Origin of the sequence: Pantoea sp. Lu_F5_004, from assembly GCF_051136245.1 — a bacterium.
GTDB lineage: Bacteria > Pseudomonadota > Gammaproteobacteria > Enterobacterales > Enterobacteriaceae > Pantoea > Pantoea agglomerans.
In genome coordinates, this window is the sequence record NZ_CP194947.1 from 302450 (window position 1) to 318475 (window position 16026).

Annotated in this window: 12 protein-coding genes; 6 read left to right on the top strand and 6 right to left on the bottom strand. The window is 54.0% G+C overall.

The window, feature by feature from the left end:
* Positions 1 to 18: 18 nt before the first annotated feature.
* The gene (locus ACR8BN_RS20365; RefSeq protein ID WP_031592419.1) at positions 19 to 2799 is read right to left on the bottom strand and encodes a flavocytochrome c; all 2781 of its coding nucleotides are present in this window, start codon (positions 2797 to 2799) and stop codon (positions 19 to 21) included.
* A gap of 589 nt (positions 2800 to 3388) precedes the next feature.
* On the opposite strand from ACR8BN_RS20365, the gene ACR8BN_RS20370 reads away from it, so the two are divergent.
* Together ACR8BN_RS20370 and fumA are read left to right on the top strand one after the other, a co-directional pair.
* On the top strand, positions 3389 to 4897 hold the full coding sequence (locus ACR8BN_RS20370) for an anion permease (protein ID WP_434747601.1): 1509 nt from the start codon (positions 3389 to 3391) through the stop codon (positions 4895 to 4897).
* Between the two features lie 156 nt (positions 4898 to 5053).
* Positions 5054 to 6700 (top strand): class I fumarate hydratase FumA, encoded by a 1647-nt coding sequence (gene fumA / locus ACR8BN_RS20375; RefSeq protein WP_115064882.1) that lies wholly within the window; start codon positions 5054 to 5056, stop codon positions 6698 to 6700.
* Between the two features lie 326 nt (positions 6701 to 7026).
* Here the strand turns inward: fumA and ACR8BN_RS20380 are convergent, their stop codons facing one another.
* Both ACR8BN_RS20380 and ACR8BN_RS20385 read right to left on the bottom strand, forming a co-directional pair.
* Complete coding sequence (locus ACR8BN_RS20380; RefSeq protein WP_434747602.1) at positions 7027 to 7683, bottom strand: SDR family oxidoreductase; 657 nt, start codon at positions 7681 to 7683, stop codon at positions 7027 to 7029.
* Positions 7684 to 7771: 88 nt separating this feature from the next.
* Positions 7772 to 8839: an SDR family oxidoreductase gene (locus ACR8BN_RS20385; RefSeq protein ID WP_022624759.1), complete on the bottom strand. Its 1068-nt coding sequence runs from the start codon at positions 8837 to 8839 to the stop codon at positions 7772 to 7774.
* Positions 8840 to 8939: 100 nt separating this feature from the next.
* On the opposite strand from ACR8BN_RS20385, the gene ACR8BN_RS20390 reads away from it, so the two are divergent.
* The 4 genes from ACR8BN_RS20390 (at position 8940) to ACR8BN_RS20405 (ending at position 13558) form a co-directional block, all read left to right on the top strand.
* The gene (locus tag ACR8BN_RS20390) at positions 8940 to 9842 is read left to right on the top strand and encodes a LysR family transcriptional regulator (protein ID WP_163844991.1); all 903 of its coding nucleotides are present in this window, start codon (positions 8940 to 8942) and stop codon (positions 9840 to 9842) included.
* Between the two features lie 321 nt (positions 9843 to 10163).
* Positions 10164 to 11612, top strand: coding sequence for a sugar porter family MFS transporter (locus ACR8BN_RS20395; RefSeq protein WP_191922752.1), 1449 nt, complete (start codon positions 10164 to 10166; stop codon positions 11610 to 11612).
* A 98-nt stretch (positions 11613 to 11710) separates the two neighbouring features.
* Positions 11711 to 12538, top strand: a complete 828-nt coding sequence (locus tag ACR8BN_RS20400) for a TIM barrel protein (protein ID WP_424997590.1) — start codon at positions 11711 to 11713, stop codon at positions 12536 to 12538.
* Positions 12539 to 12547: 9 nt separating this feature from the next.
* Positions 12548 to 13558 (top strand): Gfo/Idh/MocA family protein, encoded by a 1011-nt coding sequence (locus ACR8BN_RS20405; RefSeq protein WP_434747603.1) that lies wholly within the window; start codon positions 12548 to 12550, stop codon positions 13556 to 13558.
* Between the two features lie 160 nt (positions 13559 to 13718).
* Here the strand turns inward: ACR8BN_RS20405 and ACR8BN_RS20410 are convergent, their stop codons facing one another.
* The 3 genes from ACR8BN_RS20410 to ACR8BN_RS20420 are packed head-to-tail and all read right to left on the bottom strand — an operon-like array spanning position 13719 to position 15965.
* The gene (locus ACR8BN_RS20410; protein ID WP_109651757.1) at positions 13719 to 14192 is read right to left on the bottom strand and encodes an OmpA family protein; all 474 of its coding nucleotides are present in this window, start codon (positions 14190 to 14192) and stop codon (positions 13719 to 13721) included.
* A gap of 2 nt (positions 14193 to 14194) precedes the next feature.
* The gene (locus ACR8BN_RS20415; RefSeq protein ID WP_083069570.1) at positions 14195 to 15403 is read right to left on the bottom strand and encodes a diguanylate cyclase domain-containing protein; all 1209 of its coding nucleotides are present in this window, start codon (positions 15401 to 15403) and stop codon (positions 14195 to 14197) included.
* 1 nt (position 15404) lies between these two features.
* Complete coding sequence (locus tag ACR8BN_RS20420; RefSeq protein WP_083069568.1) at positions 15405 to 15965, bottom strand: YfiR family protein; 561 nt, start codon at positions 15963 to 15965, stop codon at positions 15405 to 15407.
* Between the last annotated feature and the right edge of the window lie 61 nt (positions 15966 to 16026).

Below are 16026 nucleotides of genomic sequence, written 5' to 3' on the forward strand. Positions count from 1 at the left end.
GGATGCCGGAAACGACCCTTAACGTCGGGCGTAAGCGGCGGCGTTACCACCAGCCAGAATGCCGAAGATAATGATATCGGCGACTGCGTTACCGCCGATACGGTTCGCGCCGTGGATGCCACCAACGACCTCGCCACAAGCCCATGCGCCGTTAATCACCTGTTTCTGGCTGTCCAGCACCGCGGTGGTGGTGTCGATGGTGACGCCGCCCATGGTGTGGTGTACGCCCGGAGCAACACGAATCGCGTAGAACGGCGCTTCACTCAGAGGATGACGCAGCGCGGTCTGGCGACCGAAGTCTTCATCTTTCTGCATGATAACGAAGTTGTTGTAACGGGCCAGCGTGGCTTCCAGCGTATGATGCTCGCTCATGTTGAGTTTCACCGCCAGTTCCGCCACGGTTGGCGCGCTGACCACAAAGCCTTTGGCGATGTATTCGTCAGCCGCTTTGTTATTCATCCGCACCTGCTCGTCAAACACAATCCAGGCACTCTTCTCTGGCAAGGCGATAATCTGCGCCGAGACTTTGTCGCGGGTTTCCATTTCGTTGTAGAAGCGCTCTCCCGCCTGACTGACCAGGATAGCACCGCCGCCACGAATGGATTCGGAGACCAGATAAGAGGTGGTCTGTTCAACCGTTGGGTGAATCTGGATTTCGCCCATATCCACGGTTCCGGCACCAATTTTTTCCAGCATTGCAATACCGCTGCCGGTGGCGCCTTTGTGGTTGGTGGTGACAAAGCCATCGAGTTCAGGGCGATATTTCACTACCAGTTCACGGTTAGCACTGAATCCGCCAGTCGCCACAATCACGCTTTTCGCGTTCAGGATACGGCTGTCGTTGTACTCATCGACCACTCTCACACCCGCTACCGCGCCGTTCTCATAGAGGATTTCTGAGACTGAGGTTTCCAGCAGGACTTCGATGTTGCGGCTGTTGATGTTTTTAACCAGACCGCTGATCAGGAAGCCCCCCACCGCTGAACGATCCGCCGGACGGTGGGTACGATCGATGCTCATCCCGCCGGTAATGGTGATGTCGTTAAGCTCAATGCCGTGATTCGCCAGCCACTCAATCGCCTCCGGAGCCAGTTCTACAAACTCACGCAGCAGCACCGGATTATTTTTAAACTGACCGCCTTTCAGCGTCTCCTCGTAGAACAGCTCTTTGCTGTCTTCGATGCCTTTGAGTTTCTGGAAACGGGTTTCAGCGGCGTTCATGCCCACTGAGGCTTTAATGGTGTTACCGCCGATGGTCGGCATCTTCTCGATGATGACCACGCGCGCACCTTCATCGTGCGCCTGAATCGCCGCCGCAAGACCGGCGCCGCCGCTGCCCACAATCACCACATCGTAATTCTGCGGTGCGTTAGGGTTGCCGCCCTCTTCAATCACATGCTCTTTGCTGGAGGTGGTCAGCGCGCGTGAAACCGCTTTTTTCAGCGCCTCACTCTGGGTAGTCGCCCCGGTAATCGCATCGACGTGCGGGCTGTTAGCCACCAGGATGCGGCTACGCAGGCTTTCAAAGGTGGTGGTGAAGTCCACATCCAGGGTGTCATCCGGCACCAGCGAGATGTCGGTGATACGGTCAGTATCCAGCGTGACGTTGATTTTCAGTTTCAGCGCTTCGGCTTCGACTTTTTCCTGATAGACGCCCGCTTTGTATTTACGGCCCGATTCACTCATGTCGCGGATCATCGCATCGACCAGGGAGAAGCGCCACAGCGGTTCCGGGATCTGCAGCTCTTCGCGTTTGTTGCTGTCGATGTAGAGATCGAGGTGTTCGTTATTAATGATGCGGTCAGCCCAGTTCGGGTAAGCGATACAGGCTTTACCAATCGCTACCAGATCGTAGCCTTTTTCCAGCGCCAGCTCGGCATCGGCTTTATTGACGACGCCGCCAACACCAATCACCGGTACTTTTGCCAGCACAGGCGAACGCATCGCGACGAATTTCTCAATCAGCGGCGTCGGGTCCTGGGTATCGACAATTGACGGACGCAGCAGCTGACCTACCGAGAAATGGACGTAATCGAGTCCGCGCGCCGCCAGTTTTTCCAGCAGATAGAGCGTGTCGTCAAAGCGAATGCCGGGCACTTCGATCTCTTCCGGCGAGAAGCGATAGCCGATGATGAAAGAGTTATGGGCGAAGCGCTCAGCCATCTTGTGAGTGATTTCCAGCACCTCCAGCGGGAAGCGTGCGCGGTTATCGCGGCTGCCGCCCCACTTGTCATCGCGCTGGTTAGAGTTCGGCGAATAGAACTGCTGAATCAGGTAGGTGTTAGCACCATGAATCTCGACGCCATCGAAACCGGCCTTGATAGCGCGGTTCACCGCATCACCAAATTTGGTGATCATGGTTTCGACTTCTTCAGCGCTCAGCGCCAGGGGTTTGGTTGCCCCTTCACGCGGTGCCGCGATGGCGCTTGGCGCAACCGGCGTTTTGCCGCCAATCAGCTCCGGTTCGACCATACGGCCGCCGTGATAGATCTGCAAAATGGCCGTAGAGCCTTCAGATTTAATCGCGTCCGCTATGCGTTTCAGACCAGGAATTTTGTTGTCGCTGTCGATAGCAATGGCACCCGGAAATGCCGGGCCACGGTTGTCAATAAAGCAGCATTCAACGATCACGGTTCCGATGCTGCCTGCACGTGCGCGATAGTACTCGACCAGCTCACTGGTGACCGTACCATCATAAAAACCGGTACAGGTGGTCATCGGCGCCATTACCAGTCGGTTTTTCAATACAGCGCCGTTAGGCAGGGTCAGTGGATTAAGGATGGGGGTGAGAGATTTCATTGCGATAAACTCCAAAATTTAAAAGTCTGGAAATTTTTTAGCGGACGCAAATTATCGCTTAATTAAGTGGTCCGATGTCATGAGACTAATATACCCTTTTCTTTGCTTTCATAAGCGATAAATTTACTTTTTTAACTTTTAAATGATTTAGAGTTTTTATTTGCCGGATGCAGGAAGTGCAGTTATATTAATTGTTAACCATGGGTAACCAAAAATCAACTATTCATTTACATAAAAAATAAATCGTTTATCATCATGCGGTTAAAGCAAGGCGTCCAGTTTTCATGAGCTGGTGATTTGTCGACCAGCTTCACAGAACTGTCAAAATGTCGATGCCGTAAATATAAATAAAAAATAAATGTTAAAAATGGAGAATAATGAATTAATTTCTTTGATCTGGATCAAAATCTATATTTGCAAAAATCGCATCATATTTACATGGATTTAAAAATGCAGCTCAATAGCTAAGCAGCAGATTAAAAAAATCAGTGCATCGCGGTTTATTCACACTATTAAGAATAAGAAAGAAAGTCATCAGTGAAGGTCCGGGGCGCAAATCGCATTCTTCTTAACTTGCAGATAAAATACTATGAAACCACTCTCAGCTGTAACTGAACCCCCAAAAGCCGCACCTGCGGCGCCGGATAAAAAGAAAGCTATCATGCTTGCTCTGCCGGTGCTCGTTGCCGTGTTGCTGTTGCTGGTGCCCACACCAGCCGGACTCGAACCCTACGCCTGGCACTTCTTCGCCATCTTCGTCGGCGTGATTGTCGGGTTGATCTTTGAACCCCTGCCAGGCGCAGTGATCGGCCTGACCGGCGTGGTAGTCATCGCGCTGTTCAGCCAGTTTCTGCTCTTCAGCCCGGCTGAACTGGCTAACCCGAAATTCAAAGTCGCCAGTGAGTCGTTCAAATGGGCAGTCAGCGGGTTCGGCAACTCCACGGTCTGGCTGATCTTCGGTGCTTTTATGTTCGCCGCAGGTTATGACAAAACGCAGTTTGGTCGCCGCCTGGCCCTGATTCTGGTGAAGTATCTGGGTCGCCGCAGTCTGACGCTGGGTTATGCCATTACGTTTGCTGACCTGCTTCTGGCGCCCTTTACGCCGTCAAACACTGCGCGCAGTGGCGGTACCATCTACCCGATTATCGCCAACCTGCCGCCGCTTTACGGCTCTAAACCTAATGACCCGAGTGCCCGTAAAATCGGTTCCTATCTGATGTGGGTAGCGATTACCGCGGCCTGTATTACCAGCTCCATGTTCCTCTCTGCGCTGGCACCCAACCTGCTGGCACTGGCACTGGTAAAAAGCATCGTCGGTTTTGATATCTCATGGGGCATGTGGTTCCTGGCCTTCCTGCCGCTGGGTGTGCTGCTGATTCTGACCATGCCGCTGCTGGCTTACTGGTTCTACCCACCTGAAGTTAAAATCAATGATGAAGTGCCGAAATGGGCCATCGCTGAACTGGAAAAACTGGGCAGACTGACCCGCAATGAAATCCTGCTGCTGGTGTTTGTGGTCTGCGCCCTGCTGATGTGGATTTTCGCCACCTCGTGGATCGAACCTGCCATGGCTGCGCTGCTGGTGGTAGTACTGATGTTGTGGACCGGCGTACTGACCTGGAATGACATCACCAGTAATAAACCGGCCTGGAACACCTTTGCCTGGTTCGCCACCCTGGTGGCACTGGCCGACGGTCTGGCCCGTGTCGGCTTTATTACCTGGTTAGGTAAAGAGGGTGGCATGCTGCTGCAGGGTTATGACCCGCAGGTTTCGGCCGTGGTGCTGTTAATCGCCTTCTTCCTGCTGCACTACCTGTTTGCCAGTACCACCGCACACACCACCGCGCTGTTACCGGCCATGCTGACCATTGCAGCCTCCATTCCGGGCATCAATATGCCGGTCTTCTGCCTGATGTTGTGTACCTCTCTGGGTGTGATGGGCATCATCACGCCTTACGGTACTGGTCCAAGCCCGATTTACTACGGCAGCGGTTATCTGCCTACCAAAGACTACTGGCGTCTGGGAACCATCTTCGGTGCCATCTTCTTAGGCTCCATGATGCTGATTGCCTATCCGTGGATGGTGTGGTTGTTCTGACGGATACAACATGCAGATCAACGCGTTATAAGATACCATTCCTGCACTTCCCCACCGCACCCGCGGTGGGGAAGCATAATAAACAATTAATTCGCCTATGATGTTGCGCCCCGCAGCCTGTCCGCGGAGGTTCAGCCGGTCATTAAGTGAGAAAAAATGTCGAACAAGCCTTTTGTCTATCAGAACCCTTTCCCGCTGTCCCACGAAGATACCGAATACTATCTGCTGAGTCGTGAGCATGTCTCCGTCTCCGAGTTTGAGGGTCAGGAGATCCTTAAAGTCGATCCGCAGGCGCTGACGTTACTGAGCCAGCAGGCGTTCCACGACGCCTCTTTTATGCTGCGCCCGGCCCACCAGCAGCAGGTCGCCTCCATCCTTGATGACCCGGAAGCCAGCGACAATGATAAATATGTCGCCCTGCAGTTTTTAAGGAACTCTGAAATTGCCGCCAAAGGCGTGCTGCCAACCTGTCAGGATACCGGCACCGCGATCATCATGGGCAAAAAGGGCCAGCGCGTCTGGACCGGCGGCGGTGATGAAGCTGCGCTGTCACAGGGTATCTACAACACCTATATCGAAGATAACCTGCGTTATTCGCAGAATGCCGCCCTGGATATGTATAAAGAGGTGAATACCGGCACTAACCTGCCAGCGCAGATCGACCTCTACAGCGTGGATGGCGATGAGTATAAGTTTCTCTGTATCGCCAAAGGTGGTGGTTCCGCCAATAAAACCTATCTCTATCAGGAAACCAAAGCGCTGCTGAGTCCGGGCAAGCTGAAAAATTACCTGGTGGATAAGATGCGTACCCTCGGCACCGCGGCCTGTCCGCCCTACCATATTGCGTTTGTCATCGGCGGCACCTCGGCTGAAAGCACTCTGAAAACCGTGAAGCTCGCCTCAACTCACTATTACGACGGGCTGCCCACTGAAGGCAACGAGCACGGTCAGGCGTTCCGCGACGTTCAGCTGGAGCAGGAACTGCTGGAAGCAGCGCAGCAGCTCGGCCTCGGTGCGCAGTTTGGCGGCAAATATTTTGCACACGATATCCGCGTGGTGCGTCTGCCGCGTCACGGCGCCTCCTGCCCGATCGGCATGGGCGTCTCCTGCTCGGCCGACCGTAACATCAAAGCGAAGATTAACCGTGAAGGTATCTGGATTGAGAAACTGGAAGCCAACCCAGGCCGCCTGATCCCGGAAGCGCTGCGTCAGCAGGGCGAAGGTGAAGCGTTGCAGGTTGATCTCAACCGCCCAATGGAAGAGATTCTGGCGCAACTGTCCTCTTATCCGGTTTCAACCCGCCTGTCACTGTCCGGCACCATTATCGTGGCGCGCGATATTGCACATGCAAAACTCAAAGAGCGCATCGATAACGGCGAAGGATTACCGCAGTACATCAAAGATCATCCGGTCTATTACGCTGGCCCGGCCAAGACGCCTGAAGGTTATGCTTCTGGTTCACTCGGCCCGACCACTGCCGGTCGTATGGATTCCTACGTGGATCTGCTGCAGGCGCACGGCGGAAGCAAGATCATGCTGGCGAAGGGCAATCGCAGCCAGCAGGTGACGGATGCCTGTCATAAACATGGCGGCTTCTATCTCGGCAGCATTGGTGGTCCGGCAGCAGTGCTGGCGCAGCAGAGCATCAAAAGTCTGGAATGCGTGGAGTATCCCGAGCTGGGAATGGAAGCGATCTGGAAAATCGAGGTGGAGAACTTCCCTGCCTTTATCCTGGTCGATGACAAAGGTAACGATTTCTTCCAGCACATTGAGCGCGCGCACTGCGCGAAATGCGTTAAGTAAAACCTGCGTTAAGAATGCAAAAAGTCCCGGATTCGGGGCTTTTTTCTTGGAAAAATCGGGGGTCGTTTCGTTGCCAGACTGTGCCTGAGTCGTAAACACATTCATAAACCAAAGCGGAGTTAATCCGGCAGCAACTCATAAGCTTAACGCACAGGGAACACGGTCAGAGGAGGAAAGCGTCCCGCGCCAGGGACGGCGCGGGCCGAGCGTGTCATGGATGACGGCTTTTGCGTCTTTCCGATCTGACCGTGTTCCCTGAGCACGGCTCAATCCTGAAGCGATACGAGCCCGACTTTCACTATAGATTAAAACCCCGAACGTTTTTTTTAGCCCCGCTGCAACCGCTGCAACGCCACATCAATCTGCACATCACCTTTGGTGAGTTCAATGATCTGATATTTAATCGCCGGATTTTCGATCAGGCCGACCAGTGTCGCCGCCACATCTTCGCGCGGGATCTCACCATACGGAATCGCCAGATCGGCATGAACCCGACCCGTACCGGCTTCATCGGTCAGCGTACCCGGTCGCAGGATCACCCACTCCAGCTTACTCGCCACCAGTTCAGCATCCGACAGACGTTTCACCCGCATGTAATTCTCAAATCCCTCTGAGGGTGTTTTACCGCGACCCGCATCCGGGAAAGCGGAAACCAGCATAAAGCGTGATACCCCCGCCTGCTCTGCTGCGGCTACCGCGAGCTTCAGTCCTTCTCCGTCGATGGCATTGGTCAGCTCGATCCCGGCACCGCCCGCACCCGCCGTGAAGACAGCAACATCGTGACCGGTCATCAGATCTGCCAGTGTCGTCACGCTCAGCTGCTGAATATCGCCAGCCACCGGTTTAGCACCAGCGGCCTGCAGCGTCTCTGCCTGTTCCGGTTTGCGGTGCAGCGCCGTTACTGTATGGCCTTTACTGCTCAGCTGACGGGTCAGCTTTTGGCCCACTTTGCCCGCTGCGCCGATAATGAAACATGTCGACATAGGATCCAATCCTCTATTTACTGATTGAGTGCCAGAGTATAGCTAGCAGCCAGAAACAAAACAGGCGCCTGATGCGGCGCCTGCTGGGTTATTGCGGAATCACTTTTTCCGCTTTCAGCTTATCAAACAGCTGAGTAAAGGAGTCGAGCGTGCTGCGATAGCCGGTGAAGCCCGCTTTGCGGCTCTTACTCATATCGGTGAAGGCTTCCATCGGACGTCCCAGGTCGGCATCGGTATGCCACCAGGAAGCCAGCCTGGTCACATCCGATTCACGCAACTGATGCTGCTCTGCAATCGCCTGCCACGCACTGGCGGCTTCCTGCATGCGATCTTCCAGCGGCATCATCTGCGCCGGGTATTCCGCTGCTTCAATGCCGAAATAGTCAGCCAGTTTTGGCCACATCCAGTTCCAGCGGAACACATCGCCGTTTACCGCATTGAAATCCTGATTAGCGGCATTGGGTGAGGTCGCCGCCCAGTGCAGCTGCTCAGCCAGCAGACCGGCATCGGTCATGTCAGCCACACCGTTCCACTGCTCGGGTGAGCCAGGGAAGATAAACGGCCAGCCCTTCTCTTTACACAGCGTCGCGTAGACCGCCAGCGTCTGACCCATATTCATCGCATTGCCCACGGCATAACCGATGATGGTGTGTGGGCGATGCACACTCCAGCGGTAGTCATACTTTTCTGCGCCAGCAAACACTTCATCTTCCTGCGCGTAATAGAAGTTATCGACCGGCTGACGGCCCTGCTCTTCACGGAACGGCGTGACCGGTACAGCGCCTTTACCGTATGCTTCAAACGGACCCAGGTAGTGCTTCAGTCCGGTAACCAGCGCCACATGCGAACCCTGTAAACGGTCGCCGAGTGCTTCAATCACATTCCGCACCATGCCGCCGTTAACGCGGATATTCTCTTTTTCATTTTCCTGACGCGCCCAGACGCTAAAGAAAAGCGCATCCGGTTTCACTGTCTTCAGCGCGTCACGGACGGCATCTGCATCGGTCAGATCGGCCGTCAGGCTGGTAACACCTTCAGGTACCGCGCCACGTCCGCGTGACAGACCGCTGACCTGCCAGCCTTCCTGCTGTAATTTATCTGCCAGTGCGCGACCAATAACGCCACTGATGCCCACAATCAAAGCGTGCTTTTTCATTTGATTTCTCCTCATTTTGCGTAATGCTAAGCCTAATAGAGAATTCAGTTCTTATCTCTGGCATTTATTCACAGCATTCTCAACCTGAGTTCATTAATCGATGCACGATCATCGCCTCAAAGATATTCTGCCGTTTGTTGCCAGCGTAGAGTGTGGCAGTTTTACCGCCGCTGCGGAGCGTCTGCACGTGACCGGATCGGCGATCAGTAAAAGCGTCAGCCGCCTGGAGACGCGATTAGGCTCGCGACTGCTGGAGCGCACCACGCGGAGCCTGCACCTCACCGACGCGGGCAGTGCCTATTACCAGACCTGCCTGCGCATTCTGGAGGATCTGGCCGAAGCCGAAGCGGTGCTGGCGGCACAGCGAACCATTCCTTCCGGTCGCCTGCGCCTGGCGGTGCCCACCACCTATGGCCGCCTCAATGTGTTGCCGCTGCTGATGCCCTTTTGTCAGCAACACCCGGAACTGGCACTGAGCCTGAGTTTTTCTGACCGCTTTGTTGACCTGTTTGAAGAGGGCGTGGATGTGGCGGTACGGATCGGCGGCGCGCCCGACCTGCCTGCTTCTCTGGGCTGGCGTAATATGGGCCGCGAGCAGATGCAGTTCTGTGCCTCACCCGCTTATCTGGCACGCGAGGGACGACCTGAAGATGAGGCGGCGCTGCTGAACCACCGCGCCATCCTCTATGAGCGTGTAGATGGCAGCAGCAAACCCTGGCTGTTCACCACCGAAGATGGTCAGCCGCACTGGCGCGAGGTGCCGTACCGGCTGGCACTGGGCGACGTTGATGCCCAGCTGCAGGCTGTCATCGCCGGGCTGGGTGTGGCACAAATGCCCTCGTGGCTGATTCAGCATGCCGTGAAACAGGGCGACCTGGAGATTATTTTGCCGCAGCTGCAGCCCGACGGGCTGACGCTGAGTGTGGTGTGGCCACGCCGTAAACAGTTCCTGCCTAAGGTCGATGCACTGTTATCGGCGCTCACCGCACTGGAAATCCGCTAACCCACCCTGCTATCTGTTTATCGCGGTTGGGATGTTTCATCCTGACCGCGATCATTTACTCTTTCCAGCCGCTGATTTCCCCCTGTTCTGCCCCATCTGAACCGCCGGTAACTTATCACTCTCCCCTATAACCCGCTTAATTTAAATGTTTTTATTTTTGCTCTGATGGAATCCCATCAAAATAAAAATGGCGGAAGGGTTGAGCTCACATAATGAAAACTAAGTTTCAAATATAATTTAACCCGAAATAAAAATATCAGTAGGGTGATGTCTTCTTCATGTTCTGACGTTTTGTCTTTGCCGTTATTACCAGGAGTATTCATGGAAAAAGAACTTTATATCTCGTCGAACCCGGCATCCGGTCCAAATAGCACCACCCGCACCGAGCCTTTTGTGAAGATTATTGCGCTGGTCGCCACCCTGGGTGGATTGCTGTTTGGTTATGATACCGGTGTGGTCTCGGGCGCGTTGCTGTTTATGCGCGGCGATCTGCATCTCACCCCATTTACCACCGGACTGGTCACCAGCTCCCTGCTGTTTGGAGCAGCCTTCGGCGCGCTGGCAGCCGGTCATCTGGCGGATGGCCTCGGCAGACGACGCATTATCATTGCGCTGGCGCTTATCTTCGCTTTTGGCGCTGTCGGCTCGGCCCTGGCGCCAGATGTCACCTGGATGATCGCTTCTCGCCTTTTTCTGGGCTTTGCCGTGGGGGGTGCTGCCGCGACCGTGCCGGTCTACATCGCAGAAATCGCCCCCGCCAACAAACGTGGCCAGCTGGTCACCCTGCAGGAGCTGATGATCGTCAGCGGTCAGCTGCTGGCGTACATCTCCAACGCCACCTTTAACGATATCTGGGGCGGAGAAAACACCTGGCGCTGGATGCTGGCGCTGTCGATTGTCCCCGCTGTTCTGCTCTGGATCGGCATGATTTTTATGCCTGAAACCCCGCGCTGGCACGTGATGAAAGGTCGCAGTCAGGCAGCGCGTGAGGTACTGGAAAAAACCCGTGCCGCCGACGATGTCGAGTGGGAACTGGAAGAGATTGAGGAAACCATCGAAGAGAACCGTCAGCGGGGCAAAGGCCGCCTGCGCGATCTCGCCACACCCTGGCTGATGAAAATCTTCCTGCTGGGCGTGGGTATTGCCGCTATTCAGCAACTGACCGGGGTGAATACCATTATGTATTACGCCCCCACCATGCTGACCGCAGCCGGACTGAGCAACGATGCCGCGCTGTTCGCGACCATTGCCAATGGTGTGATTTCAGTGGTGATGACGCTGGCGGGTATCTGGTTAATCGGCAAAGTGGGACGTCGTCCGCTGGTGTTAATCGGACAGATGGGCTGCACCTGCTGCCTGTTCTTTATCGGGCTGGTCTGCTGGCTGATGCCGGAATACCTCAACGGCACGGTCAACCTGCTGCGGGCTTATCTGGTGCTGGCGGGCATGCTGATGTTTCTCTGCTTCCAGCAGGGCGCATTGTCACCCGTTACCTGGCTGCTGCTGTCAGAAATATTCCCCGCCCGGATGCGTGGCATCTGTATGGGTGGTGCTGTCTTCTCACTGTGGATCGCCAATTTCGCCATCTCCATGGCCTTCCCGCTGTTATTAGCCGCATTTGGTCTGTCCGGAGCCTTCTTTATATTCGCGGCTATCGGCATCGGCGGTTCTGTTTTTGTTGTGAAGTTTATTCCCGAGACCCGGGGAAGAAGTCTTGAGCAGGTCGAGCACTATTTCTATGCGCTTTATAACGGCAACAGCAAAAAATAGTGCCTGAAACATCCGTATTAAATAACTCACGGCCCGCGTCATTACGCTGACTACCCGATTGCTATTAACACTGTACCCCTACATTCAAGGAAATTGTTATGAGCCTGAATATTCCCAACGCGCGCTTTTGCATCAACCGTAAAATTGCGCCCAGCCTCACCCTTCCGCAGTTTTTTAAACTGGTCAGCCAGCTCGGTATCCATAATGTCGAACTGCGTAATGATATGCCCAGTGGCCGCGTCACCGACGATCTCACTGGCGATGAGGTAAAAGCCCTGGCGCGTGAGTCAGGCATCCGGATTGTGACCATCAATGCGCTCTATCCCTTTAATCAGCTGAATGAAGAGGTGCTGCAACGCACCCGCCAGCTGTTAAGTGATGCGCAGGCGGTCGGCGCTGAATCGCTGGTGCTCTGCCCGCTTAATGACGGCACGCCGATCAGCGCTGCCGACACTGTAAGCGCGCTGAAAGCCCTGGCCCCGCTGTTCGCTGAGGCAGGTATTCAGGGGCTGGTGGAACCGCTGGGCTTCCCGCAAAGCTCGCTGCGTTCGGCGACTCAGGCTCAGACGCTGATCCATGAAGCGGGAGTGCCGTTCAGATTGCTGATCGATACCTTCCATCATCATCTGTTTGAAGATGCGGAACAGACTTTCGAACAGGAGATCGATATTCAGCAGATCGGTCTGGTTCACCTCTCCGGCGTCACCGACCCGCGCCCGGTTAATCAGCTTACCGACGAAGAACGCATCATGCTCAGCGCGGAAGACCGCTTGCGCAGCAAGCAGCAGGTCGAGCGACTGGAGAAAATGGGTTACACCGGCCTTTACGCCTTTGAGCCGTTTTCCTCAGTGATGAACAGCTGGCAGGAAGCGGACATTGCCCGCGAAATTCGCGACAGCATCCAGCTGTTAAACCACTCAGCTTAAGGAATTATCATGACTATTAATATTGGCGTCATCGGCACCGGCGCAATCGGTCGCGAACACATCCGCCGTTGCAGCACCGTGTTACAGAATGCGCGCGTGGTGGCGCTTAACGATATCAACCGTGACAACTGCCAGCAAATCGTCAACGAGCTGACGCCGGAAGCGCGTATTTATGACAATGCGATTGATCTGATTAACGATCCGCAGGTCAATGCGGTGCTGGTTACCTCCTGGGGCCCGACGCATGAAGCCTTTGTGCTGGCCTGCATTGAGGCGGGGAAAGCGGTGTTCTGCGAAAAACCGCTGGCGGTCACCGCACAGGGCTGCATGAACATTGTGGAAGCAGAAATTAAGGCCGAACGTCAGCTGGTGCAGGTCGGATTTATGCGCCCTTATGACAGCGGCTATCGCGCACTAAAAGCGGTGATCGACAGCGGCGAAATTGGCGAGCCTTTGATGCTGCACTGCGCACACCGCAACCCGGAAGTGGGCGACAGCTACACCACCGACATGGCGATCACCGACACGCTAATCCACGAACTCGATGTGCTGCGCTGGCTGCTGAATGATGACTATGCCAGCGTGCAGGTGATCTTCCCGCGTAAAACCCGTAAGGCGTCGTCACACCTGCGCGATCCGCAAATCGTGCTGCTTGAGACCACCAAAGGGGCGCGCATTGATGTCGAAATCTTCGTGAACTGTGAATATGGTTATGACATTCAGTGTGAAGTGGTGGGTGAAAGCGGCATTGCCCGCCTGCCGGAACCGGTCTCTGTGCAGCTACGCAGTGCGGCTAAGCTCTCCACCACCATTCTGACTGACTGGAAAAAGCGCTTTATCGATGCGTATGACGTGGAGTTACAGGCATTTATCAACAACGTCATCAGCGGTGAGATGACCGGTCCCTCCGCATGGGATGGCTACGCCGCCGCGGTGGCCGCTGATGCCTGCGTCGCGGCCCAGACTTCCGGTGAGATTGTGCCGGTCACTATGCCAGTAAGACCAGCGTTTTATCGCTGATAGCAACACTGCACGGCGGGTTCCGCCGTGCATTTTCCTCTCCGTTTCATCTTTTCCAGCGGCTCTTCACGCATCATCGGTAACAGGATAAAGCCGCCAGGCAGGACATGGAGTCATGCCGGCCTGAGAACGCGCAGCACTGCCCACTGTTAACTCATTATCACGGCGCAGTAATCACAATTGCCACACGCCGATTTTGCGCGCGTCCCTGCGCGCTATTGTTACTGGTAACCGGTGCACTCATGCCTAATCCACGTGTGATAATATTTTCGCGCGGTATAGCAGCCCCTTCCGCCCACTGTGCCGCGACTGCGTTAGCTCTTTTTAGCGATAGCTGTTGGTTATAATCCGGTTTGCCATAATTATCGGTGTGCCCGTCAATTCGCACATGCTTAATACCGGTCGACGCCAGGTTTTTTGCCATCCCCTGAATGTTACTTTTGCTGGAGGGTGTAAGTTCTGATTCGTTTACACCAAACAGGATCTTGTCTGATAAGCCTAATCCCCAGCCTTCCCTATTTTGAGTGAATCCCGCACGCTTCATCGCTGCGATCTGCGCCTCACTAAAACGTTCTTTAGACTGACAACCAACCAGCGCCAAAATAAGCAGCATCAGGGAAATATTCTTTTTCATCTTTAAGCCTTATTTGTTCGCTTATTTTTGTACATATTCATGTCAGCGCGTTCGAGAATCGACTCAACCGTATCGCCGTGTTGTGACCAGGCGTAGCCAATGGTAACCGAGGTGTTTATCGGCGTACCTTCTGCAAGAATGATTTTTTCCATGATGAGGTCATGGATGTCCTGCATGAGTTGTTGTAATTGCTCCTCACTGACCTGACTGCTCACCAGCATGGCAAATTCATCCCCACCTAACCGGGCGACTAAATCCTGTTCAGATGCCAGTGATAACAGGCGCGCCGCTATCGCTTTTAGTACCTCATCCCCGGCCGCATGGCCCCAGTTATCATTGATACTTTTAAAGCGATCGCCATCAAGAAAGAGTAAGGCAAAACGCTCCTCAGCATATTGCTGGTCGAGAAGCCGGGAAAGGTGAGCAGCAAAGGCGCTGCGGTTTGCAAGACCGGTTAACGGATCCTCCAGCGCTTTGGCTGCCAGCGAGCGATTATCCCGCATAAGCGAAGCCTTCAGCGATTGCATTTCCCTCAGCAACGAATTCAGGTCATCTGAAAATAGCTGAAACTCACTCGTCGTGCTCTCCGGTATACGCAAGGAAAAATCACCGGAATGAATCACATAGTGAATCGAACTGGTAATGTTGCGCAGCGTAGCGAGCATACCCCGATGCAGAAATTCACTCAGCAAAAGGGAGATAATCAGTACACATAGCATACCGCTGGTCAGAATCATGAAGGAGTATCGAATGAAACTCACCGCGCCGGTCACGGTGCCTTCCAGCGTTAATGTACCGACAGCAACGTCAGAGTGAATGATACTGACGTTAAGCGGTTTAAGATAAATCCACTCACGCAATAACCGCGAATACCAGCCCGTCTGCTCCTGCTGAGCATGCCAGTTGACCAGAACAATTTGATCTTTAGTGACCAGTTTCGCAGACGCGTACATCCCTTCATTGCCGAGCCGGGCAATTTTATTGTGCGCATCGTAACTGTCGGAAAAAACGGTCGCAGCGGTCAGCGTGGTGCTGAGGGTTGCGCCGATTAATTCAAGGTTTCGCTTCTCGTAATTTTTAATAAATAGCAGCGACGTGGAGGAGAGCAACAGCCAGCACAACAGTAATATCACCGCAGCGTTGATGGTGCTTATTTTTCGCAGTTTATTGCGTATCGATGATTTTTCATTTTTTAATTTATCGAATTTCATTTTATTCGCTTCTCTCGCGGGACAGCAAAAGCACGTCCGGACTTACCCTGACACCGCTTCTGGCAAGCGAATCAAGGTTAACGGAAAAAAGCGTATGGCCCGGATGAAAAATCAGGCAAAACGCGGCGCCCCGCGTGCAATCCGCATTGTTCTCCGCGAGGGTAAGGACGGCTCTGCCCTTAAACTGCTGAATCAGGTCCACCTGCTGTTGTGACGTCTGATCGCCGAAATAGACGGCGTCGCATCTGTGCGACGGCAGCTCGCCTGCGCTGGCAAGATAAACAACGGTAAATGTGGCTGCCGCTGAGGAGGCAGTGTCCGGCAAGGAGAGATGCCGGGCTGAAGAAAAAATACATAATTGAGGCGGTTGTTTTAAGCCGGTCCATTGGGTGAAGCTGATAATACCACTGACGATATCATTGGCTTTGTCATCTTTTATTTCGGCACTGGCAATATGAGGAATAAGCAGCAGCAAAATAAGTCCCGTATAAACGAGTTTGCAGATGTGGCGTATGAAAAGCAGCACATCGACTTCATGATGAATTTGATATTTATCGATCATACTGCGTTCCCAAAAATTTTACGCATGGCAGGACGCTTTAATAAGCGTGGAAATATTAGCA

Excerpts from the sequence above, each read along its gene's own strand:
- ACR8BN_RS20365 (WP_031592419.1), bottom strand. The coding sequence starts at position 2,799 with ATGAAATCTCTCACCCCCATCCTTAATCCACTGACCCTGCCTAACGGC.
- ACR8BN_RS20370 (WP_434747601.1), top strand. The coding sequence starts at position 3,389 with ATGAAACCACTCTCAGCTGTAACTGAACCCCCAAAAGCCGCACCTGCG.
- fumA (WP_115064882.1), top strand. The coding sequence starts at position 5,054 with ATGTCGAACAAGCCTTTTGTCTATCAGAACCCTTTCCCGCTGTCCCAC.
- ACR8BN_RS20380 (WP_434747602.1), bottom strand. The coding sequence starts at position 7,683 with ATGTCGACATGTTTCATTATCGGCGCAGCGGGCAAAGTGGGCCAAAAG.
- ACR8BN_RS20385 (WP_022624759.1), bottom strand. The coding sequence starts at position 8,839 with ATGAAAAAGCACGCTTTGATTGTGGGCATCAGTGGCGTTATTGGTCGC.
- ACR8BN_RS20390 (WP_163844991.1), top strand. The coding sequence starts at position 8,940 with ATGCACGATCATCGCCTCAAAGATATTCTGCCGTTTGTTGCCAGCGTA.
- ACR8BN_RS20395 (WP_191922752.1), top strand. The coding sequence starts at position 10,164 with ATGGAAAAAGAACTTTATATCTCGTCGAACCCGGCATCCGGTCCAAAT.
- ACR8BN_RS20400 (WP_424997590.1), top strand. The coding sequence starts at position 11,711 with ATGAGCCTGAATATTCCCAACGCGCGCTTTTGCATCAACCGTAAAATT.
- ACR8BN_RS20405 (WP_434747603.1), top strand. The coding sequence starts at position 12,548 with ATGACTATTAATATTGGCGTCATCGGCACCGGCGCAATCGGTCGCGAA.
- ACR8BN_RS20410 (WP_109651757.1), bottom strand. The coding sequence starts at position 14,192 with ATGAAAAAGAATATTTCCCTGATGCTGCTTATTTTGGCGCTGGTTGGT.
- ACR8BN_RS20415 (WP_083069570.1), bottom strand. The coding sequence starts at position 15,403 with ATGAAATTCGATAAATTAAAAAATGAAAAATCATCGATACGCAATAAA.
- ACR8BN_RS20420 (WP_083069568.1), bottom strand. The coding sequence starts at position 15,965 with ATGATCGATAAATATCAAATTCATCATGAAGTCGATGTGCTGCTTTTC.